Source organism: Mycolicibacterium brumae (assembly GCF_025215495.1).
GTDB lineage: Bacteria > Actinomycetota > Actinomycetes > Mycobacteriales > Mycobacteriaceae > Mycobacterium > Mycobacterium brumae.
This window is the reverse complement of sequence record NZ_CP104302.1, coordinates 2,303,514-2,323,815: the sequence shown is the minus strand read 5'-3', so window position 1 is coordinate 2,323,815 and position 20,302 is coordinate 2,303,514. Positions and strand designations below refer to the sequence as shown.

At 71.8% G+C, this 20,302-nt stretch carries 14 protein-coding genes; 13 read left to right on the top strand and 1 reads right to left on the bottom strand.

Going from position 1 to position 20,302, the window contains the following annotated elements; translation table 11 throughout:
- Positions 1–26: 26 nt before the first annotated feature.
- Complete coding sequence (ypfJ, locus tag L2Z93_RS11190; protein WP_090584695.1) at positions 27–914, bottom strand: KPN_02809 family neutral zinc metallopeptidase; 888 nt, start codon at positions 912–914, stop codon at positions 27–29.
- Between the two features lie 116 nt (positions 915–1,030).
- Here ypfJ and aspS point away from each other — a divergent pair, with 116 nt between their 5' ends.
- From aspS to aroC, 13 genes are all read left to right on the top strand, one after another.
- The gene (gene aspS / locus L2Z93_RS11185) at positions 1,031–2,845 is read left to right on the top strand and encodes an aspartate--tRNA ligase (protein WP_090584693.1); all 1,815 of its coding nucleotides are present in this window, start codon (positions 1,031–1,033) and stop codon (positions 2,843–2,845) included.
- A gap of 37 nt (positions 2,846–2,882) precedes the next feature.
- Positions 2,883–6,224, top strand: a complete 3,342-nt coding sequence (locus L2Z93_RS11180; protein ID WP_090584691.1) for a transglutaminase family protein — start codon at positions 2,883–2,885, stop codon at positions 6,222–6,224.
- Positions 6,225–6,285: 61 nt separating this feature from the next.
- On the top strand, positions 6,286–8,784 hold the full coding sequence (locus L2Z93_RS11175; protein ID WP_234785956.1) for a circularly permuted type 2 ATP-grasp protein: 2,499 nt from the start codon (positions 6,286–6,288) through the stop codon (positions 8,782–8,784).
- Complete coding sequence (locus tag L2Z93_RS11170) at positions 8,781–9,668, top strand: transglutaminase family protein (RefSeq protein ID WP_090584687.1); 888 nt, start codon at positions 8,781–8,783, stop codon at positions 9,666–9,668. The genes L2Z93_RS11175 and L2Z93_RS11170 overlap by 4 nt, the downstream gene beginning before the upstream one ends.
- Entirely contained in the window at positions 9,661–10,650 is a 990-nt protein-coding gene (locus L2Z93_RS11165) for a zinc-binding metallopeptidase family protein (protein ID WP_090584685.1), read from the top strand. Before L2Z93_RS11170 ends, L2Z93_RS11165 begins: the two co-directional genes overlap by 8 nt.
- A gap of 172 nt (positions 10,651–10,822) precedes the next feature.
- The gene (locus L2Z93_RS11160) at positions 10,823–11,656 is read left to right on the top strand and encodes a DUF3097 domain-containing protein (protein ID WP_090584683.1); all 834 of its coding nucleotides are present in this window, start codon (positions 10,823–10,825) and stop codon (positions 11,654–11,656) included.
- 145 nt (positions 11,657–11,801) lie between these two features.
- Complete coding sequence (locus L2Z93_RS11155; RefSeq protein WP_370745888.1) at positions 11,802–13,133, top strand: replication-associated recombination protein A; 1,332 nt, start codon at positions 11,802–11,804, stop codon at positions 13,131–13,133.
- Positions 13,134–13,220: 87 nt separating this feature from the next.
- A complete protein-coding gene (alaS, locus tag L2Z93_RS11150; protein WP_090584681.1) occupies positions 13,221–15,929 on the top strand; it encodes an alanine--tRNA ligase in 2,709 nt (902 codons plus the stop codon).
- 3 nt (positions 15,930–15,932) lie between these two features.
- Positions 15,933–16,439 (top strand): Holliday junction resolvase RuvX, encoded by a 507-nt coding sequence (ruvX, locus tag L2Z93_RS11145; protein WP_090584679.1) that lies wholly within the window; start codon positions 15,933–15,935, stop codon positions 16,437–16,439.
- Entirely contained in the window at positions 16,432–17,667 is a 1,236-nt protein-coding gene (mltG, locus tag L2Z93_RS11140) for an endolytic transglycosylase MltG (RefSeq protein ID WP_090584677.1), read from the top strand. The genes ruvX and mltG overlap by 8 nt, the downstream gene beginning before the upstream one ends.
- A complete protein-coding gene (locus L2Z93_RS11135) occupies positions 17,657–18,499 on the top strand; it encodes a shikimate dehydrogenase (protein WP_090584676.1) in 843 nt (280 codons plus the stop codon). The genes mltG and L2Z93_RS11135 overlap by 11 nt, the downstream gene beginning before the upstream one ends.
- A gap of 152 nt (positions 18,500–18,651) precedes the next feature.
- Positions 18,652–19,074, top strand: a complete 423-nt coding sequence (locus L2Z93_RS11130) for a prepilin peptidase (RefSeq protein ID WP_090584674.1) — start codon at positions 18,652–18,654, stop codon at positions 19,072–19,074.
- Positions 19,075–19,095: 21 nt separating this feature from the next.
- Positions 19,096–20,301, top strand: a complete 1,206-nt coding sequence (aroC, locus tag L2Z93_RS11125; RefSeq protein ID WP_090584672.1) for a chorismate synthase — start codon at positions 19,096–19,098, stop codon at positions 20,299–20,301.
- Position 20,302 lies beyond the last annotated feature (1 nt).

Here is a 20,302-nt window from a genome sequence, read left to right as displayed (position 1 = left end):
GCAGCGGGTCTAGGCCATCCACACGCCTAGCCGTTATCGAGATCGCGGGCGTTGTAGGTGTCGCAGCGCTTGTAGTCACCGGTCTGGTAACCCACGGTGAACCAGTGCTGACGCTGCTCGGAGGAGCCGTGCGTCCAGGATTCGGGGTTCACCCGGCCGGTGGCCGCCTCCTGGATCCGGTCGTCGCCGACGGCTGAGGCCGCCGACAACGCGTCGGCGATGTCCTTGTCGGTCAGCGGCTCCAGGTACGGCTTGTCGCTGCCCGGCGCCTGGGTGACCGAGGCGTGATGCGCCCACACTCCGGCGTAGCAGTCGGCCTGCAGCTCGGTGCGCACGCTGTTGCCCTGCGCGCCCTGCACCCCCTGCTGGGCCTTGCCGATGTCGCCGAGCAGGTTCTGCACGTGGTGGCCGTACTCGTGGGCGATCACGTACTCCTGCGCCAACGGCCCACCGCTGGAGCCGAACTGGTCGACGAGCACCTGGTAGAAGCTGGTGTCGATGTACACCGTCTGGTCGGCCGGGCAGTAGAACGGGCCGACGTCGCTGGTGGCCTGGCCGCAGCGGGTGTCGACGACATTGCTGAACAGTCGCAGCTGCGGGCGCTGGTAGCCGGGCAGCAGGCTGGTCCACACCTGGTCGACGGAGTTGCCGGTCGCGATCACCCGGCACTCGACGTACTTGTTGGCGTCCGCGCCGGTCTTGCAGTGCTCGAACTCCGGGGCGTTCTGCTGGGCGCCCGGCGCCGCCGGATCGCCGTCGCCGGTCAGATCCGCGGGGTTGATGCCGAAGAACAGCGCCAGCAGCACGATCACCAGACCGCCGACACCGCCGACGGCGATCCCGCGCCCGCCGCCCCGGCCGCCGCTGGCCGAGGTGGTGCTGGTGTCGATCCGTATGCCCTCGTTGAAGGTCATCGCGCCTCCGTCTCGTCGGCGCTGTCGCCGAACACAGTGATCCCACCAGAATCCCACACGCCGCGGGCATCTATAGACTGTTGAGCCGCCCCATCCCGTGAACACCAGGAGTTGTTGTGCTGCGCAGCCACCGCGCCGGATCCCTGCGCCCGACCGACGCCGGGACGACCGTCACCCTCGCCGGGTGGGTGGCCCGCCGGCGCGATCACGGCGGCGTCATCTTCATCGATTTGCGCGACGCGTCCGGGGTCGCCCAGGTGGTGTTCCGCGACGCCGGCGTGCTGGAACAGGCCCACCGGCTGCGCGCCGAATTCTGCGTCAGCGTGACCGGTGTCGTCGAGGTCCGGCCCGAGGGCAACGCCAACCCCGACATCCCGACCGGCGAGATCGAGGTCAACGCGACCGAGCTGACGGTGCTCGGCGAAAGCGCGCCGCTGCCGTTCCAGCTGGACGAGACCGCCGGCGAGGAGGCCCGGCTGCGGCACCGCTACCTGGACCTGCGCCGCGAGGGCCCCGGCAAGGCGCTGCGGCTGCGCTCCAAGGTCAACGCGGCCGCCCGGGCGGTGCTCGACGCCCACGATTTCGTCGAGATCGAGACCCCGACGCTGACCCGGTCCACCCCGGAGGGCGCGCGGGACTTCCTGGTGCCCGCGCGGCTGCAGCCCGGCTCGTTCTATGCGCTGCCGCAGAGTCCGCAGCTGTTCAAACAGCTGCTGATGGTCGCCGGCATGGAGCGCTACTACCAGATCGCGCGCTGTTACCGCGATGAGGATTTCCGCGCCGACCGGCAGCCGGAATTCACCCAGTTGGACATGGAGATGAGCTTCGTCGACGCCGACGACGTCATCGCCGTCTCCGAGCAGGTGCTGGCCGCGCTGTGGCGCCTCATCGGCGTCGAGTTGGAGCTTCCGTTGCCGCGGATCGGCTACGCCGAGGCGATGCGCCGGTTTGGCTCCGACAAACCGGACCTGCGCTTCGGCGTCGAACTCGTCGAATGCGCCGAGTACTTCACCGACACCCCGTTCCGGGTGTTCCAGGCGCCCTACGTGGGCGCGGTGGTGATGCCCGGCGGCGCGGACCAGCCGCGCCGCACCCTGGACGGCTGGCAGGAGTTCGCCAAGCAGCGCGGCCACAAGGGGCTGGCATACGTGCTGGTCGGCGAGGACGGCACGCTCGGCGGCCCGGTCGCCAAGAACCTGTCCGACGCCGAACGCGAAGGCCTGGCCGCGCACGTCGGCGCCGCGCCGGGGGACTGCGTCTTCTTCGCGGCCGGGACCGCCAAGAGCGCCCGGGCGCTGCTGGGCGCCACGCGCATCGAGATCGCCAAGCGGCTGGACCTCATCGACCCGGACGCCTGGGCGCTGACCTGGGTGGTGGACTGGCCGCTGTTCGAGGCCACCGACGAGGCCACCGCCTCCGGGGACGTCGCCGTCGGTTCGGGCGCCTGGACGGCGGTGCACCACGCGTTCACCTCGCCCAAACCGGACAGCCTCGACACCTTCGACACCGACCCCGGATCGGCGCTGGCCGACGCCTACGACATCGTCTGCAACGGCAACGAGATCGGCGGCGGCTCGATCCGCATCCACCGCGCGGATCTGCAGGAGCGGGTGTTCGCGATGATGGGCATCGACGCGGACGAAGCCCGGGACAAGTTCGGCTTCCTGCTGGAGGCGTTCAGTTACGGCGCCCCGCCGCACGGCGGCATCGCGTTCGGCTGGGACCGGATCACCGCGCTGCTGGCCGGTGAGGACTCTATCCGCGAGGTCATCGCGTTCCCGAAGACCGGCGGCGGCGTGGACCCGTTGACCGACGCCCCGGCGCCGATCACCGCCGCGCAGCGCAAGGAAGCCGGCCTGGACGCCAAACCTGCCAAGCTGGCCAAGCCGGCCGACGCCAAGCCCGCGGAAGGCAATCCGGCGTCGTCTTAGGCTGCGCGGCACCGGAGTTCGTGGTGGGATTGCCCGGGTGGGCATCAAAGTGGCGCTGGAACATCGCACCAGCTACGCCTTCGACAGACTGGTGGAGATCCATCCGCACGTGGTGCGGCTGCGGCCGGCGCCGCACAGCCGAACCCCGATCGAGGCCTACTCGCTGACCGTCACCCCGGCCGACCATTTCATCAACTGGCAGCAGGACGCGTTCGGCAACTTCGCGGCCCGGCTGGTGTTCCCCAACCGCGCCCGCGAACTGACCATCACCGTCGGCCTGATCGCCGATCTGAAGGTGATCAACCCGTTCGACTTCTTCATCGAGGAATACGCCGAACACATCCCGTTCACATACCCGCCGGCGCTGGCCGAGGACCTCAAGCCGTACCTGCGGCCGGTGGACGAGGACGAGGCGACGCCCGGCTGCGGCCCCGGCCCGCTGGTCACCGAATGGGTGCGCAACTTCGCGGCCCCGCCGCAGACCGCGACCATCGACTACCTGGTCATGCTGAACCAGGCCGTCAACGCCGACATCGGCTACAGCGTGCGGATGGAAGCCGGGGTGCAGACCCCCGACCACACGCTGCGCACCGGCATCGGCTCCTGCCGGGACTCCGCCTGGCTGCTGGTGTCGGTGCTGCGGCAGTTGGGGCTGGCCGCCCGGTTCGTCTCCGGCTACCTGGTGCAGCTGGCCTCCGACGTGCCGGCGCTGGACGGCCCGTCGGGCCCCAGCGCGGACTTCACCGACCTGCACGCCTGGACCGAGGTGTACATCCCCGGCGCGGGCTGGATCGGGATGGACCCCACCTCCGGGCTGTTCGCCGGGGAGGGCCACATCCCGCTGGCGGCGACCCCGCACCCGTCGTCGGCCGCGCCGATCACCGGGGCCACCGGCATCGCCGAGACCACCCTGGACTTCGCCAACATCGTCACCCGGGTGCACGAGGACCCGCGCGTCACGTTGCCCTACACCGAGTCGGCGTGGGCCGCCGTCGTCGACCTGGGGGAGCGCGTCGACCGCCGGCTGGCCGGCGCCGACGTCCGGCTGTCGATGGGCGGCGAGCCGACCTTCGTGTCCATCGACAACCAGACCGATCCGGAGTGGCTCACCGAACCCGACGGCCCGCATAAGCGGCAACTGGCCTCGGCGCTGGCGGACCGGCTCAAGCGGGTCTGGGCGCCCGGCGGCCTGGTGCAGCGCAATCAGGGCAAGTGGTACCCGGGCGAGCCGCTGCCGCGCTGGCAGATCGGGCTGCACTGGCGCGCCGACGGGACCCCGCTGTGGCGCGACCCGGGCCTGCTCGCCGACCCGTGGCCCACCCCGGCCCCGGGCGCCCGGCACACGCCGGCGACGGTCCCCGCCCGCGCTCCGCAGCGGCTGCTGGCGGTCATCGCCGACGGGCTCGGGCTGCCGGAGACACAGGTCCGCCCGGCATTCGAGGATCCGCTGGCCAGGCTGGCCGCCGCGGTCCGGGCGCCCGACGGCCCGGCTGTCGACGCCGAAGAGGACCTGGCCGAGGACGGCCCCGCGGCGCGCGCCGCGCTGCTCGCGGCCCTGGACGCCACCGTCGCCGAACCGGCCGCGTTCCTGCTGCCGTTGCACCGCGCCGACGACGACGCCGGCTGGGCCAGCGCCGACTGGCGGCTGCGCCGCGGCCGGGTGGTGCTGACCCCCGGCAATTCGCCGGCCGGGCTGCGGCTGCCGCTGGACGCCATCAGCTGGACCCCGCCCCGCCCGGAGGCGCACGCCGACGTGCTCGCCGACCCGCCGGCGCCACAACCCCGGCAGGGCCACGCCGTCGTGGTCGACGCCGACGGCGCCCCCACCACCGCGCTGGTCGCCCAGATCCGCTCCGACGCCGCCGGCGAGCTGCTGTACGTGTTCCTGCCGCCGCTGGACGCCTTCGACCACTTCGCCGAGCTGATCGCCCGCATCGAGGACGCCGCCGCGGCCATCGGAACGCCGGTGATCATCGAGGGCTACGGCCCGCCGCCGGACCCGCGGCTGACCTCGATGTCGGTCACCCCCGATCCGGGGGTGATCGAGGTGAACGTCGCGCCGACCACCAGCTTCAGCGAGCAGCTCGGCCAGCTGGAGACGCTCTACGAACAGGCCCGGCTGGCCCGACTGTCCACCGAGAGTTTCGACCTCGACGGCGGACACGGCGGCACCGGCGGCGGCAACCACATCACCCTGGGCGGTCCCACCCCGGCGGATTCGCCGCTGCTGCGTCGCCCCGACCTGCTGGTGTCCATGCTGACCTACTGGCAGCGCCACCCGGCGCTGTCGTATCTGTTCTCCGGCCGGTTCGTCGGCGCCACCTCGCAGGCGCCGCGCGTCGACGAGGGCCGGGACTCGGCGCTCTACGAGCTGGAGATCGCGTTCGCCGAGATCGCCCGGCTGTCCGAATCCGGAACTCCAGCCGCCTGGGTCACCGACCGGGCGCTGCGGCACCTGCTCACCGACCTGACCGGAAACACCCACCGCGCCGAGTTCTGCATCGACAAGCTCTACAGCCCCGACCACGCCCGCGGCCGGCTGGGCCTGCTGGAACTGCGCGGCTTCGAGATGCCGCCGCACTTCCAGATGGCGATGGTGCAGTCGCTGCTGGTGCGCTGCCTGGTCGCCTGGTTCTGGGAAACCCCGCTGCGCGCCCCGCTGATCCGGCATGGCGCGAACCTGCACGGCCGATACCTGTTGCCGCACTTCCTGATTCAGGACATCGCCGCCGTCGCCGCCGACCTGCGCGACGCCGGCATCGACTTCGACACCAGCTGGCTGGACCCGTTCACCGAGTTTCGTTTCCCGCGGATCGGCGCCGCGGTGTTCGACGGGGTGGAGATCGAACTCCGAGGCGCCATCGAACCGTGGAACACCCTGGGCGAGGAGTCCACCGCCGGCGGGGCCGCCCGCTACGTCGACTCGTCGGTGGAGCGCATCCAGGTCCGGCTGATCGGCGCCGACCGGGGCCGCTACGCGCTGACCTGCAACGGCCACCCCATCCCGTTGCTGGCCACCGACAATCCCGACATCCAGGTCGGCGGCGTCCGGTTCCGGGCCTGGCAGCCGCCGAGCGCGCTGCACCCCACCATCACCGTCGACTCACCGTTGCGTTTCGAACTGGTGGACCTCGCGGCCGGCATGGCGCGCGGCGGCTGCACCTACCACGTCGCGCATCCCGGAGGGCGCGCCTACGACCACCCGCCGGTCAACGCGGTGGAGGCCGAATCCCGTCGCGGCCGGCGCTTCGAGGCCACCGGCTTCACCCCCGGCAAGATCGATCTGGCCGCGCTGCGGGAGACGCAGGCCCGCGCGGCCACCGATGTGGGGGCGCCGGGCATCCTGGACCTTCGCCGGGTCCGTACCGTGTTGCGCTGAGCAATCCGGAATGTTCGTCGAGCGGAATGAGGTGCTGATGGCTGTCGCGTCCGCCGTCGGCATGCCCGTCGGGCCGGAGTCCGGCCAGGACCCGCATCCGGCGTCGTCACCGGCCTGGACCGCGCTGGCCGAGGTGCTCGACGAAGCCGGTGACCCCGGTCTGCAGCGGCTGCGCAACGAAGTCGCCGAACTCGTCGACTACAACGGCATCACCGCCGGAGCCCCCGACGGCGGCGCCCTCGCCTGGCGCCTGGACGGCGTGCCGCTGCTGGTCTCGGCGCCCGAGTGGGAGACCCTGGAGGCGGGTCTGTTGCAGCGCTGCCGGCTGCTCGACGCGCTGCTGACGGACCTGTACGGCCCGCAACGCGCGCTGACCAGCGGGGTGCTGCCCCCGCAGTTGGTCTTCGCCCACCCCGGCTACCTGCGGCCCGCCCGCGGTATCACGGTGCCGGGCCGGCATCAACTCTTCACTTACGCCGCCGACGTCACCCGTGCGGCGTCCGGGGAGTTCACCGTGCACGCGGACTGGACCCAGGCGCCGTCGGGGGCCGGCTACGCGATGGCCGACCGCCGGGTCGTCGCGCACGCCGGGCCGGTGGCCTACGAGCGGATCGCGCCGCGGCCGGTGTCGCCGTTCGCCACCGCGCTGCGGCTCTCGCTGATCGACGCCGCCCCGGAATCCGCCGAAGACCCGTTCGTGGTGGTGCTCAGTCCCGGCATCGGCTCGGCGACCGCGTTCGACCAGGCCTACCTCGCCTCCGCGCTGGGGTTCCCGCTGGTCGAGAGCGACGATCTGATGGTGCGCGATGGCGCGTTGTGGATGCGTTCGCTGGGCACCCTCAAACGCGTGGACGTGGTGCTGCGCCGCGTCGACGCCGACTACGCCGACCCGCTGGACCTGCGCGCAGACTCCCGGCTCGGAGTCGTCGGTCTGACCGAGGTCGCCCGCCGCGGCGCGGTCACCGTGGTCAACCCGTTGGGCAGCGGCGTGTTGGAAAGCCCGGGCGTGGCGCGCTTCCTGCCGGAGCTGGCCCGCACCCTGCTGGGCGAAACCCCGCTGCTGTCCGCGCCGCCGACGTTCTGGGGCGGTGTCGATCGGGAACGCTCGCACCTGCTGGCCCGGCTGGACTCGCTGGTGCTGCGCGCGGTCACCGGCGGGCCGCCGGTGTTCGGCTCCACGCTGAGCGCCGCCCGCCGCGAACAGCTCGCCGCCCGCATCCAGGCCGCGCCGTGGCAGTGGGTGGGCCAGGAACTGCCGCAGTACTCCAGAGCGCCGACGGCCATCGACCCGGGCCCGCTGCGTTCGGCCGCCGTCGGGATGCGGCTGTTCACGGTGTCCCAGCGCAGCGGCTACACCCCGATGATCGGCGGTCTCGGCGCGGTCATCAGCGTAGGCGAGCAGGGCGTGAAAAACGTTGCCGCCAAGGATATCTGGGTGGTCCCGGCCAGCCGGGCGCAGAGTGCGGCCGGGTCCGCCCCGGTGGAGCTGCCGGCGGCGGCGCCGCTGCCCGCGGTCGGCGTCAGCTCCCCGCGCGTGCTCTCGGATCTGTACTGGACCGGCCGCTACGCCGAGCGCGCCGAGACGATGGCCCGGTTGCTCAACGTGACCCGCGAGCGCTATCACGAATACCGGCACCGCCAGGACATCGCAGCCAGCGGCTGTGTGCCGGTGCTGCTGTCGGCGCTCGGCGTGCTGACCGGCACCGACACCGGCGCCGACGGCGACGCCGCCGAGCAGATCGCCATCGCCCCGTCGACCATGTGGTCGCTGACGGTCGACGTGAGCCGACCCGGATCGATGGCGCAGTCGGTGTTGCGCCTGGGCATGGCCGCCCGTTCGGTGCGTGACCAGCTGTCCAACGACACCTGGACGGTGCTGGCCGGCGTCGAGCGAAACGCGTTGGGGCACAACGCCGCCCCGCCGGACTCCCGGATGCGCGGCGAACACCTGCTGGCCACCGCGCAGGCCCGCACCCAGTCCGGCATGCTGGCGCTGTCCGGGTTGCAGGCGGAATCCACCGTCCGCGACGTCGGCTGGACCATGAACGACATCGGCAAGCGCATCGAGCGCGGCCAGAACCTGGCGGTGCTGCTGGGCGCGACCATCACCGAGGTGACCGACCCGGCCGTCGAGCAGGTGGTGGCCGAAGCGGTGCTGACGGTGTGCGAATCCGCCATCACCTATCGGCGGCGCACCCTCGGCCAGATCAGTGTGGCCGCGATGGCCGACCTGCTGCTGTTCGACGAGGACAATCCGCGGTCGATGGTCTTCCAACTGGAGCGGCTGCGGCGGCGGCTGCGCAGCCTGCCCGGCGCGACCGGGGCGACCCGGCCGGAACGGCTGGTCGACGAGATGGTGATCCGGCTGCGCAGGCTGGACACCGACGACCTGGAGGCCGTCGACGCCGACGGGCGCCGCCGCGCCGCGCTGGCCGGATTGCTCGACGCCGTCAACTCCGGCCTGCGCGATCTCTCGGATCTGCTTGCCGCAACACAACTCTCGCTGCCCGGCGCCATGCAGCCGCTGTGGGGGCCGAACCAGTCGCGGGTGCTGCCATGACCCGCCGCTACCGGGTGCTGCACCGCACCGACTACCGGTACTCCGACGTCGTCACCAACTCCTTCGGCCGCGGGTACCTCACGCCGCGGGACACCGCCGCGCAGCGCTGCCTGGACCACCAGCTGACCATCAGCCCGGACCCGTCGGACCGGGCGGAATCCGTCGACGGCTACGGCAACCGCAGCACCTACTTCCAGATCACCGATCACCATCGGGCGTTGACCGTCACCGGCGAGTCGGTGGTGGAGGTCGATCCACCGCCGACGGCGCTCTACGGCGGCGGGTCGGCCGTCGCGCCGTGGGAGATCAGCCGGCCCGTCGGGCCCGACGGCGCGCTGGCCGCTGAGTTCACCCTCGACCTGGCCGACCCGGAGATCACCGCCGAGGTTCGCGCCTACGCCGCCCCCAGCTTCACCCCCGGCCGCCGGCTGATCGACGTGCTCACCGATCTGAACGCGCGCATCTACGCCGACTTCACCTACCGGTCCGGGTCGACGACGGTGTCCACCCGGGTCGCCGAGGTGCTCGACGCCCGCGAAGGCGTGTGCCAGGACTTCGCCCGGCTGGCGATCGCCTGCCTGCGCGCCAACGGGCTGGCCGCGGCCTACGTTTCGGGGTATCTGGCCACCGACCCGCCGCCGGGCAAGGAGCGGATGATCGGCGCGGACGCCACCCACGCCTGGGCGGCGGTGTGGACCCGGGAGGGGCAGTGGCTGGGGCTGGACCCCACCAACAACCAGATGGTCGACGAGCGCTATATCGTGGTCGGTTGGGGCCGTGACTACGCGGACGTGCCGCCGCTGCGCGGCATCATCTACACCGACTCGGAAAGCAGCGTGATCAAGGTGTCGGTGGACGTGTCGCCGTCGGAGGATCATGCGTGATTTCCGTTGCCCCGGGTGTGGGCAGCACCTGGCGTTCGAGAACTCGATGTGCCTGGCGTGTGACACCCCGATCGGGTACTCGCTCCCGGACCGGGCGATGCTGCCGGTGCGCGACGGCGGTGAGCTCGCGCTGTGCGCGAACCTGCATGTGGCGCAGTGCAACTGGCTGGTCCCCGCGTCGGGTCCGGAGCTGTGCGAGTCCTGCCGGCTGACCCGCACCCGGCCCGCGGACAGCGATGTCGAGGCGATGGCGGCGTTCGCGCTGGCCGAGACCGCCAAACGCCGGTTGGTCGCCGAACTCGCCGAGTTGAGTCTGCCGATCACCGGCCGGGACGCCGACCCGGACTACGGGCTGGCCTTCGACCTGCTGTCCAGCGCCGGCGGGCCGGTCACCACCGGGCACCAGAACGGCGTGATCACCCTCGACCTGGCCGAGGGCGACGACGCGCACCGCGAGCAGCTGCGCGCCGAGATGGACGAGCCGTACCGCACCCTGCTCGGGCATTTCCGGCACGAGATCGGGCACTACTACTTCTACGTGCTGATCGATCCGGCGCCGGCGCTGCGGGCTCAGTTCGCCGAGCTGTTCGGCGACCCCGATCTGGACTACCAGGCGGCGCTGGACCGGCACTACTCGCAGGGCCCGCCGGCCGGCTGGGAGGACAGTTTCGTGTCCTCCTACGCCACCATGCACCCGGCCGAGGACTTCGCCGAGACCTTCGCGCACTACCTGCACATCCGCGACACCCTGGACACCGCGGCTGCTTTCGGGCTCGCGCCCGCCAACGCCGGATACGACGGGAAACTGCTCGGGCTCAGCGCCTTCGACTCGCTGATCGAGATGTGGCTGCCGCTGGTGTGGTCGTTGAACATGGTGAACCGGTCGATGGGCCGCGACGATCTCTATCCGTTCGTGTTGCCGCCCGCGGTGCTGCAGAAGCTGCAGTTCCTGCATATGGCGCTGCAGCAGCAGACCTCCTGAGGGACCACTTTTCGCACGAGGAGCCAGTTTTCGCGCACCCCGTCCCGGGAAACGCGTGCGAAAAGTGGCTCCTCGTGCGAGAAGTGGCTCCTTGTGAGGGTCGGGCAATGCCACATAACAACTCCAACACCACCAATCACTTCTGTAACAGCCAGCGACTAGGATCGGCAGGGTGAGCGACCGCTACGGCATGGACGTGCTGGCCAAGAACCCTCACGAGCGCCGCAAGGTCCGCTCGACCGAGCAACCCGTCGAGATCGGCATGGTGGTGGAGGACGCGACCAGTGGCTACGTCGGCGCCGTGGTGCGCGTCGAGTACGGCCGGATGGATCTGGAGGACCGGCGCGGCCAGGTCCGCGGCTTCCCGGTCGGCCCCGGCTACCTGATCGACGGCAAACCCGTCACCCTCACCCCGCCGCGTGCCAAGGCGCCCGCCGCGGCGGCCCGCACCAAATCCGGCTCCGTCGCGGTGCCCGGCGCCCGGGCGAAGGTCGCGCTGCCCAGCCGCATCTACGTCGAGGGCCGCCACGACGCCGAACTCGTCGAGCAGGTCTGGGGCGCGGACCTGCGCATCGAAGGCGTGGTGGTGGAGTACCTCGGTGGCGCCGACGACCTGCCCGCCATCGTCGCCGAGTTCGCGCCCACCCCGAGGCGCCGGCTCGGTGTGCTGGTGGACCACCTGGTCGCCGGCTCCAAGGAATCCCGCATCGCCGCCGCGGTCGCCCGCGGCCCGGGCGGGCCGAACACGCTGGTGGTGGGCCACCCCTTCATCGACATCTGGGCCGCGGTCAAACCCGCCCGGGTGGGCCTGAAGGCCTGGCCGGACATCCCGCGCGGCACTGACTGGAAGAAGGGCGTCTGCGCGCACCTGGGCTGGCCGCACCGTGACCAGACCGATATCGCCAATGCCTGGCAGCGCATCCGTTCGCAGGTCCGGGACTGGAATGACCTGGAGCCCGCACTGATCGGCCGCGTGGAAGAGCTGATCGACTTCGTCACCACTTGAGAGCTGTACCCAAGCGAGCGCTCGCCTGATATTTCTCCCCGAGCGCACGGTTAGGCACACAGGCGTGCGTACCCAAGCGTGCGCTCGCCGGGTGTTGGCCCGCCGAGCGATCGGTTGCGCACCAGCCTCGCCTAGATTGGAACCCGTGAGCGACGCAGGCGCGGGACTGTTCGACGTCGAGCCCGACGAACCGACCGGCCGGGCCACCCCGCCCGACGCGCCGCTGGCGGTCCGGATGCGTCCGGCCAGCCTGGACGAGGTCGTCGGGCAGCAGCACCTGCTCAAACCCGGCTCCCCGCTGAGACGGCTGGTCGACGGCTCCGGCGCGGCGTCGGTGATCCTCTACGGCCCGCCCGGCACCGGGAAGACCACGCTCGCCTCGTTGATCTCACACGCCACCGGCCGCCGGTTCGAGGCGCTTTCGGCGCTCTCGGCCGGGGTGAAGGAGGTCCGGGCCGTCATCGACACCGCCCGGCGCTCGGCCGTGCACGGCCAGCAGACCGTGCTCTTCATCGACGAGGTGCACCGGTTCTCCAAAACCCAGCAGGACGCCCTGCTGGCGGCGGTGGAGAACCGGGTGGTGCTGCTGGTGGCGGCGACCACGGAGAACCCGTCGTTCTCGGTGGTCGCGCCGCTGCTGAGCCGGTCGTTGATCCTGGCGCTGCAGCCGCTGCGGCCCGAGGATGTGGACACCCTGCTGCGCCGGGCCATCGCCGACCCCCGCGGGCTGGGCGGCAAGACCACGGTCGACGACGAAGCCCTGGCGGTGCTGGTCCGACTGTCCGCCGGGGACGCCCGCCGGGCGCTGACCGCGCTCGAGGTCTCCGCGGAGACCGCGGCCGGGGGACCGGTGACCGTGGAGGTCGTCGAGCAGTCACTGGACGAGGCGGCGGTGCGCTACGACCGCGACGGCGACCAGCACTACGACGTGATCAGCGCGTTCATCAAGAGCGTCCGCGGCTCCGACGTCGACGCCGCGCTGCACTACCTGGCGCGGATGCTGACCGCGGGGGAGGACCCGCGCTTCGTCGCCCGCCGGCTGCTCATCCTGGCCAGCGAGGACATCGGGATGGCCGACTCCAACGCGCTGCTGGTGGCCAACGCCGCCGCGCAGACCGTCGCGATGATCGGCATGCCGGAGGCCCAGCTGACGCTGGCGCACGCCACCGCGTATCTGGCCACCGCGCCGAAGTCCAACGCCGTCACCACCGCGCTGTCCGCGGCGATGGGCGACATCCGGGCCGGCAAGGCCGGGTTGGTGCCCGCGCACCTGCGCGACAGCCACTACGCCGGGGCCAAGGGGCTCGGGCACGGTAAGGGCTACAGCTACGCCCACGACGCCCCGGACGCGGTGGCGGCCCAGCAGTACCCACCCGACGAACTGGTCGGCGTGGACTACTACCGGCCCACCGGCCGCGGCGCCGAGCGGGAACTCGCCACCCGGGTGCAGCGGCTGCGCGACATTATTCGCCGATAGCCGTCGGCGCCGGGAAAGCCTCTCGCAGCCCCGCAGACCCGATCGGTAAGGTTGAGCGGTTAATTTCGACTCCAGGGAAGTGACGACGTGCAAACTCACGAGATCCGGAAACGGTTCCTCGAACATTTCGTGAACGCGGGCCACACCGAGGTGCCCAGCGCCTCGGTCATCCTCGACGATCCGAACCTGTTGTTCGTCAACGCCGGCATGGTCCAGTTCGTGCCGTTCTTCCTGGGGCAGCGCACCCCGCCGTACGACACCGCCACCAGCATCCAGAAGTGCATCCGCACGCCGGATATCGACGAGGTCGGCATCACCACCCGGCACAACACCTTCTTCCAGATGGCCGGCAACTTCTCCTTCGGCGACTACTTCAAGCGCGGCGCCATCGAACTGGCCTGGTCGCTGCTGACCACATCGGTCGACGAGGGTGGCTACGGTTTCGACCCGGAGCGGCTGTGGGCCACCGTCTACTACGACGACGACGAGGCCATCGGGCTCTGGCAGGAGATCGCCGGGCTGCCGGCCGAGCGCATCCAGCGCCGCGGGATGGCCGACAACTACTGGTCGATGGGCATCCCCGGCCCCTGCGGACCGTGCTCGGAGATCTACTACGACCGCGGACCGGATTACGGCGTGGAAGGCGGCCCGGAAGCCAACGAGGACCGCTACATCGAGATCTGGAACCTGGTGTTCATGCAGAACGAGCGGGGGGAGGGCACCAGCAAGGACGATTTCGAGATCCTCGGCCCGCTGCCGCGCAAGAACATCGACACCGGGATGGGCGTCGAACGCATCGCCTGCCTGCTGCAGAACGTCGACAACGTCTACGAGACCGACCTGATGCGCCCCACCATCGACGCGGTCGCCGCGCTGGCCCCGCGCGGCTACAGCCAGGGCAACGCCGCCGACGACGTGCGCTACCGGGTGATCGCCGACCACAGCCGCACCGCGGCGATCATCATCGGCGACGGCGTCACCCCCGGCAATGAGGGCCGTGGCTACGTGCTGCGCCGGTTGCTGCGCCGCATCATCCGGGCGGCGAAACTGCTCGGCGTCGACCAGCCGATCATGGCCACCCTGATGGTCTGCGTGCGCGACGCGATGGGCCCGTCGTACCCGGAGCTGGTCGCCGACTTCGACCGGATCAGCCGGATCGCCGTCGCGGAGGAGACCGCGTTCAACCGCACCCTGGCCGCCGGCTCGAAGCTGTTCGCCGACGCCGCCGAGGCCACCCGCGCGGCGGGTAAGTCCGAGCTGCCCGGAGCCCAGGCCTTCGCCCTGCACGACACCTACGGTTTCCCGATCGAGCTGACCTGCGAAATGGCCGCCGAGGCCGGCCTGCAGGTCGACGAGCTGGGCTTCCGTGAGCTGATGGCCGAGCAGCGCAACCGCGCCAAGGCCGACGCCGCCGCCCGCAAGCACGCGCACGCCGACCTGTCGGCCTACCGCGAACTCGTCGACTCCGGCCCCACCGAGTTCACCGGATTCACCGAACTGTCCACCCAGGCCCGGATCCTGGGCATCTTCGTGGACGGCAAGCGGGTCCCGGTGGTCTCGCACACCGGCCGCCCCGAGTCGGGCGGCGACGCCCCCGGCCGGGTCGAGATCGTGCTGGACCGCACTCCGCTGTACGCCGAGTCCGGCGGCCAGATCGCCGATATCGGCGCCATCCTCGGGACCGGGTCCAGCGCGACCGCGCGCGCCGCGGTCACCGACGTGCAGAAGATCGCCAAGACCTTGTTCACGCACCGGGTCAATGTGGAGTCCGGCGAGTTCGTCGAGGGCGACACGGTGACCGCCGAGGTCGACGCCGAGTGGCGCCGCGGCGCCACCCAGGGCCACTCGGGCACCCACATGGTGCACGCCGCGCTGCGTGAGGTGCTCGGCCCCGGCGCGGTGCAGGCCGGCTCGCTGAACCGGCCCGGCTATCTGCGCTTCGACTTCAATTGGCAGGGCGCCCTCAGCGATGACCAGCGCACCCGGATCGAGGAGATCGCCAACGAAGCCGTGCAGGCCGACCACCAGGTGAACACCTTCGTCACCGAGTTGGACAAGGCCAAGGCGATGGGCGCGATGGCGCTGTTCGGCGAGGCCTACCCCGACCAGGTGCGCGTCGTCGAGATCGGCGGCCCGTTCTCGCTGGAGCTGTGTGGCGGCACGCACGTGCACAACTCCGCCCAGATCGGGCCGATCAGCCTGCTCGGCGAATCCTCGGTGGGCTCCGGCGTGCGCCGCGTCGAGGCTTACGTCGGGCTGGAGTCGTTCAAGCACCTCAGCCGCGAGCGCGCCCTGATGGCCGGGCTGGCCTCCTCGCTGAAGGTGCCCTCGGAAGAGGTCCCGGCGCGCGTCGCCACCCTGGTGGACAAGCTCAAGTCGGCCGAGAAGGAACTCGAGCGGCTGCGGCTGGCGGGCGCCCGGGCGGCGGCCGCGGGCGCCGCGGCCGGCGCGCAGACCGTCGGCCGGGTGAAGCTGGTCGCCCAGCGCGTCGACGGGCCGATGTCCGCCGGCGACCTGCGCTCCCTGGTCGGCTCCGTCAAGTCTCAGCTGGGCGCGGACCCGGCCGTCATCGCGTTGATCGCCGAGGGCGACGGCGGATCGGTGCCGTTCGTGGTTGCCGTCAACCCCGCCGCCGCAGACCTCGGCCTGTCGGCGAATGACCTGGTCAAGGCGATCGGCTCGGCCGTCGACGGCCGGGGCGGCGGAAAGCCCGACCTGGCCCAGGGGTCCGGGCGCAACGCCGCGGGCATCGACGCCGCGCTGGCCGGTCTGCGCGCCGAAATCGCCCGGAGCTAGCTGATGCCCGACCTCGAGCAGCGCCGGCCGGACCGGCCCGGACCGGACGATCCGGGCCGCGGGCGCCGCATCGGGGTCGACGTCGGCGCCGTCCGGATCGGCGTCGCCGCCAGCGATCCCGACGGGATTCTGGCCACCCCGGTGCAGACCGTGCGCCGCGACGGCAAACACCTCGGCCGGCTGGTGCGGCTGGTCACCGAGCACGAGGCGGTCGAGGTCGTCGTCGGGTTGCCTCGCACGCTGGCGGACAAGGCCGGATCGGCCGCCGCCGACGCCGTCGAGGTCGCCGACGCGCTGGCCGCCCGGATCGCCCCGGTCCCGGTCCGGCTGGCCGACGAGCGGCTCACCACCGTCACCGCGCAGCGAACGCTGCGGGAGGCCGGCGTGCGCGCCAAAAACCAACGCGCCGTCGTAGATCAGGCGGCAGCGGTCGCGATTCTGCAAAGCTGGCTCGATCAGCGGCGCGTGGCGCGCGCGCAGAGCGACCGGGACGGAGAAGCGGGTGGCTGAGAATTCCGGGCGGGCCATGCCACAGCAGGTGGGCCCGCCGCGGCACCGGATGAGCCGCACCATGCGCGCTCGCGCGGTCCGCGCCCGCCGTCGGCGACGCACCGTCGGGCTGTTGACCCTGGTGGTGCTCGGCGGCGTCGCCGCCGCCGCGGTGCTGCTCGCCATGCGGATGTTCGGCGGCGACAGCAAACCCCAGGACTACGCCGGCGACGGCAAGGCCGACGTGCTGTTCCAGGTCCACCCCGGTGACACCACCGATGTCATCGCCCAGGCGCTCAGCGACCAGGACGTGGTGGCCAGCGCCCCCGAGTTCATCACCGCCGCCGACGGCAACGACGCGATCCGGATGATCGACCCCGGCTTCTACCTGATGCGCACCGAGATCTCGGCGGCCTCCGCGGTGCAGCGGCTGACCGACCCGGCCAATCGCGTCGGCAAGGTCACCATCTCCGAGGGCCGTCAACTCGATGACATCACCGACCTGCGCAACAACAAGAAATCCGACGGCATCTTCACCCTGATCGCCCAGGCCAGCTGCTACACCATCGACGGCGAAGAACGCTGCGTGTCGGCCAAGGCGCTCGCCGATGCGGCGGCCAACGCGCCGCTGGCGGAGCTGAAGGTGCCGGATTGGGCGGTCGGCCCGGTGACCGAACTCGGCGACGACCACCGCCGGATCGAAGGCCTGATCGCGGCGGGCACCTGGCAGTTCGACCCGACCGCCGAACCCACCCAGATCCTGGCCTCGCTGCTCTCCACCAGCGGCGCGCACTACCTGCAGACCGGCCTGCTGGAGGCGGCTGCCGCCGTCGACATGACGCCGTACGAGGTGCTCACCGTCGCGTCGCTGCTGCAGAAGGAAGCCCACCCGGACGACTTCGCCAAGGTGTCCCGGGTGATCTACAACCGGCTGGAGGTCCCGCAGCGGCTGCAGATGGACTCCACGGTGAACTACTCGCTGGACCGCCAGGAGATCGCCACCACCGACGCCGACCGGGCCCGGGTCACCCCGTGGAACACCTACGCCGCCGACGGGTTGCCGGCCACCCCGATCGGCTCGCCCGGCGGGCCCGCGCTGACCGCCGCCGAACACCCGGAAAAGGGTGACTGGCTGTACTTCGTCACGGTGGACATGGACGGCACCACGCTGTTCACCCGCGACTACCAGAAGCACCTGGCCAATATCGAGATCGCCCGGCGCAACGGGGTCCTCGACAGTGTCCGCTAGCCGGCCCGGCCCCCGCCGTGCCGCGGTGCTGGGCAAACCGATCGCGCATTCCCGCTCGCCGCTGCTGCATCTGGCCGCCTACCGGGCGCTGGGCCTGACCGACTGGAGTTATGACCGCATCGAATGCGATGCGGCGCAGCTACCCGTTCTGGTCGACGGGTTCGGCCCGGAGTGGGTCGGCGTCTCGGTCACCATGCCCGGCAAATTCGCGGCCTTGCAGGTCGCGGATGCGCGCACCGACCGGGCGGCGCTGCTGGGGTCGGCGAACACCCTGGTCCGCGCCGACGACGGCTGGCTGGCCGACAACACCGACGTCGACGGGGTGGCCGGCGCGTTGCGCCCCGTGCTGCCGGAGCGCCCCGGCCCGGCCGTCGTGCTCGGCTCCGGCGGCACCGCCCCGGCGGCGGTGGCCGGGCTGGCAGCCCTCGGCGTGCCCGCGGTGACGGTGGTCTCCCGCAGCAGGGAGCGGGCGGCGGCGACGCTCGCGGTTGCCCACGGCAGCGGGCTGGGCGCGGACTGGCTCGCGCTGGACGACGCCAACACCGCCGCGCTGTCCACGGTCATCGCCGGCGCCGACGCGCTGGTCTCCACCGTGCCCGCCGAGGTGGCCGGCCACTTCGCCGACGCGTTGGCGGCTGCGCCGGTGCTGCTCGACGCCATCTACAACCCGTGGCCGACCCCGCTGGCCCGTGCCGTCGCCGCCGCCGGTGGGCAGGTGCTCGGCGGTTTGGCGATGCTGCTGAACCAGGCCTACACCCAGGTCGAGCTGTTCACCGGGATGCCCGCGCCCCGGGAGGCCATGGCGGCCGCGCTCGACGAGTGCGCCACCTGATCGAAACTGCGTCGAGTGCGCCATCAGGTCGCGAAACACGCCGAAACCGCGTCCTGGTGGCGTACTCGATGCGGGATTGCGTCCTGGTGGCGCACTCGACGCCCTGTGCATCGCCGACGACGGCCGGACCTCGCGTCGGCCTACCGTGAGCCATGCACCCCCTGGCGACCGCCGGCGCCACCGTCGCAGCAGCCGTCTGGCTGGCCGCGCTGACCGTTTGTGACCTGCGCAGCCAGCGGTTGCCGAACGCGCTGACGCTGCCCGGCGCGGCGATCATCCTGGCGGTCGCGACGTGGGCGGGGGTCGGTCAGCAGGCGATGGCCGGGGCGCTGGCGTTGGCCGGGCCATATCTGCTGCTGCACCTGCGCGACCCGCGCGGCCTGGGCGCCGGGGACGTCAAGCTCGCGATCGGCGTCGGCGGGCTGACCGGGGCCTTCGGCGCGGCGGTGTGGCTGGCCGCGGCGCTGAGCGCGCCGCTGCTCACCGCGGGTTGGGCGCTGACCCGGCCCGGCCGGCTGGCCCCGCATGGGCCGGCGATGTGCCTGGCGAGCGCGGCCGCGATCTTGCTGCGCTGATGCGCGTGGGACAATTGCCTTGTGTTGCGTTGGACTACCGCCGGAGAATCCCATGGTCGGGCCCTGCTTTCCCTGATCGAAGGCATGGTCGCCGGGCTGGAACTGCGATCCGAGGACATCGCCGAACAATTGCGCCGCCGTCGGCTCGGCTACGGCCGCGGCGCCCGGATGAAGTTCGAGCAGGACCAGATCAGCATGCTCGGCGGGGTGCGGCACGGCCGCACCCTGGGCGGCCCGATCGCCATCGAGATCGGCAACACCGAATGGCCCAAGTGGGAATCGGTGATGTCGCCGGACCCGGTGTCGGAGGCGGAGCTGCAGGTCGCCCGCAATGCGCCGCTGACCCGGCCGCGGCCCGGCCACGCCGACTACGCCGGCATGCTCAAGTACGGATTCGACGACGCCCGACCGGTGCTGGAACGCGCCAGCGCCCGGGAGACCGCCGCCCGGGTCGCCGCCGGGGCCGTCGCGAAGAATTTCCTGCGCCAGGCGTTCGGCGCCGAGGTGCTCAGCCACGTCGTGGCCATCGGCGCGTCGGACCCCTACGACGGACCGGCGCCGACCATCGCGGATCTGCCGGCCATCGACGACAGCCCGGTGCGCGCCTTCGACGCGGCCGCCGAGGCGTCCATGATCGCCGAGATTGAGGCCGCCAAACGCGACGGTGACACCCTCGGTGGGGTGGTCGAGGTGGTGGTCACCGGATTGCCCATCGGGCTCGGCTCGTTCACCAGCGGCGACGCCCGGCTCGACAGCCAGCTGGCCGCCGCGGTGATGGGCATCCAGGCCATCAAGGGCGTCGAGATCGGCGACGGCTTCGAGACGGCTCGCCGCCGCGGCAGCGCCGCGCACGACGAGATCTACCCGGGTCCCGACGGCGTTCAGCGCTCCACCAACCGCGCCGGCGGCCTGGAGGGCGGGATGACCAACGGCCAGCCGCTGCGGGTGCGCGCCGCGATGAAACCGATCTCGACCGTGCCGCGCGCGCTGGCCACCGTGGACATGGCCACCGGCGAGGAAGCCGTCGCCATCCACCAGCGCTCCGATGTCTGCGCGGTGCCCGCCGCCGGCGTGGTCGCCGAGGCGATGGTCGCGCTCGTCGTGGCCCGCGCCGCGCTGGCGAAGTTCGGCGGCGACTCGCTGGCCGAAACGCGCCGCAATGTCGAGGGTTACCTGCGCGCGGTCGCCGAGCAGCAGCCCCGCCACGTCGCCCGGGACGCCGGATAGC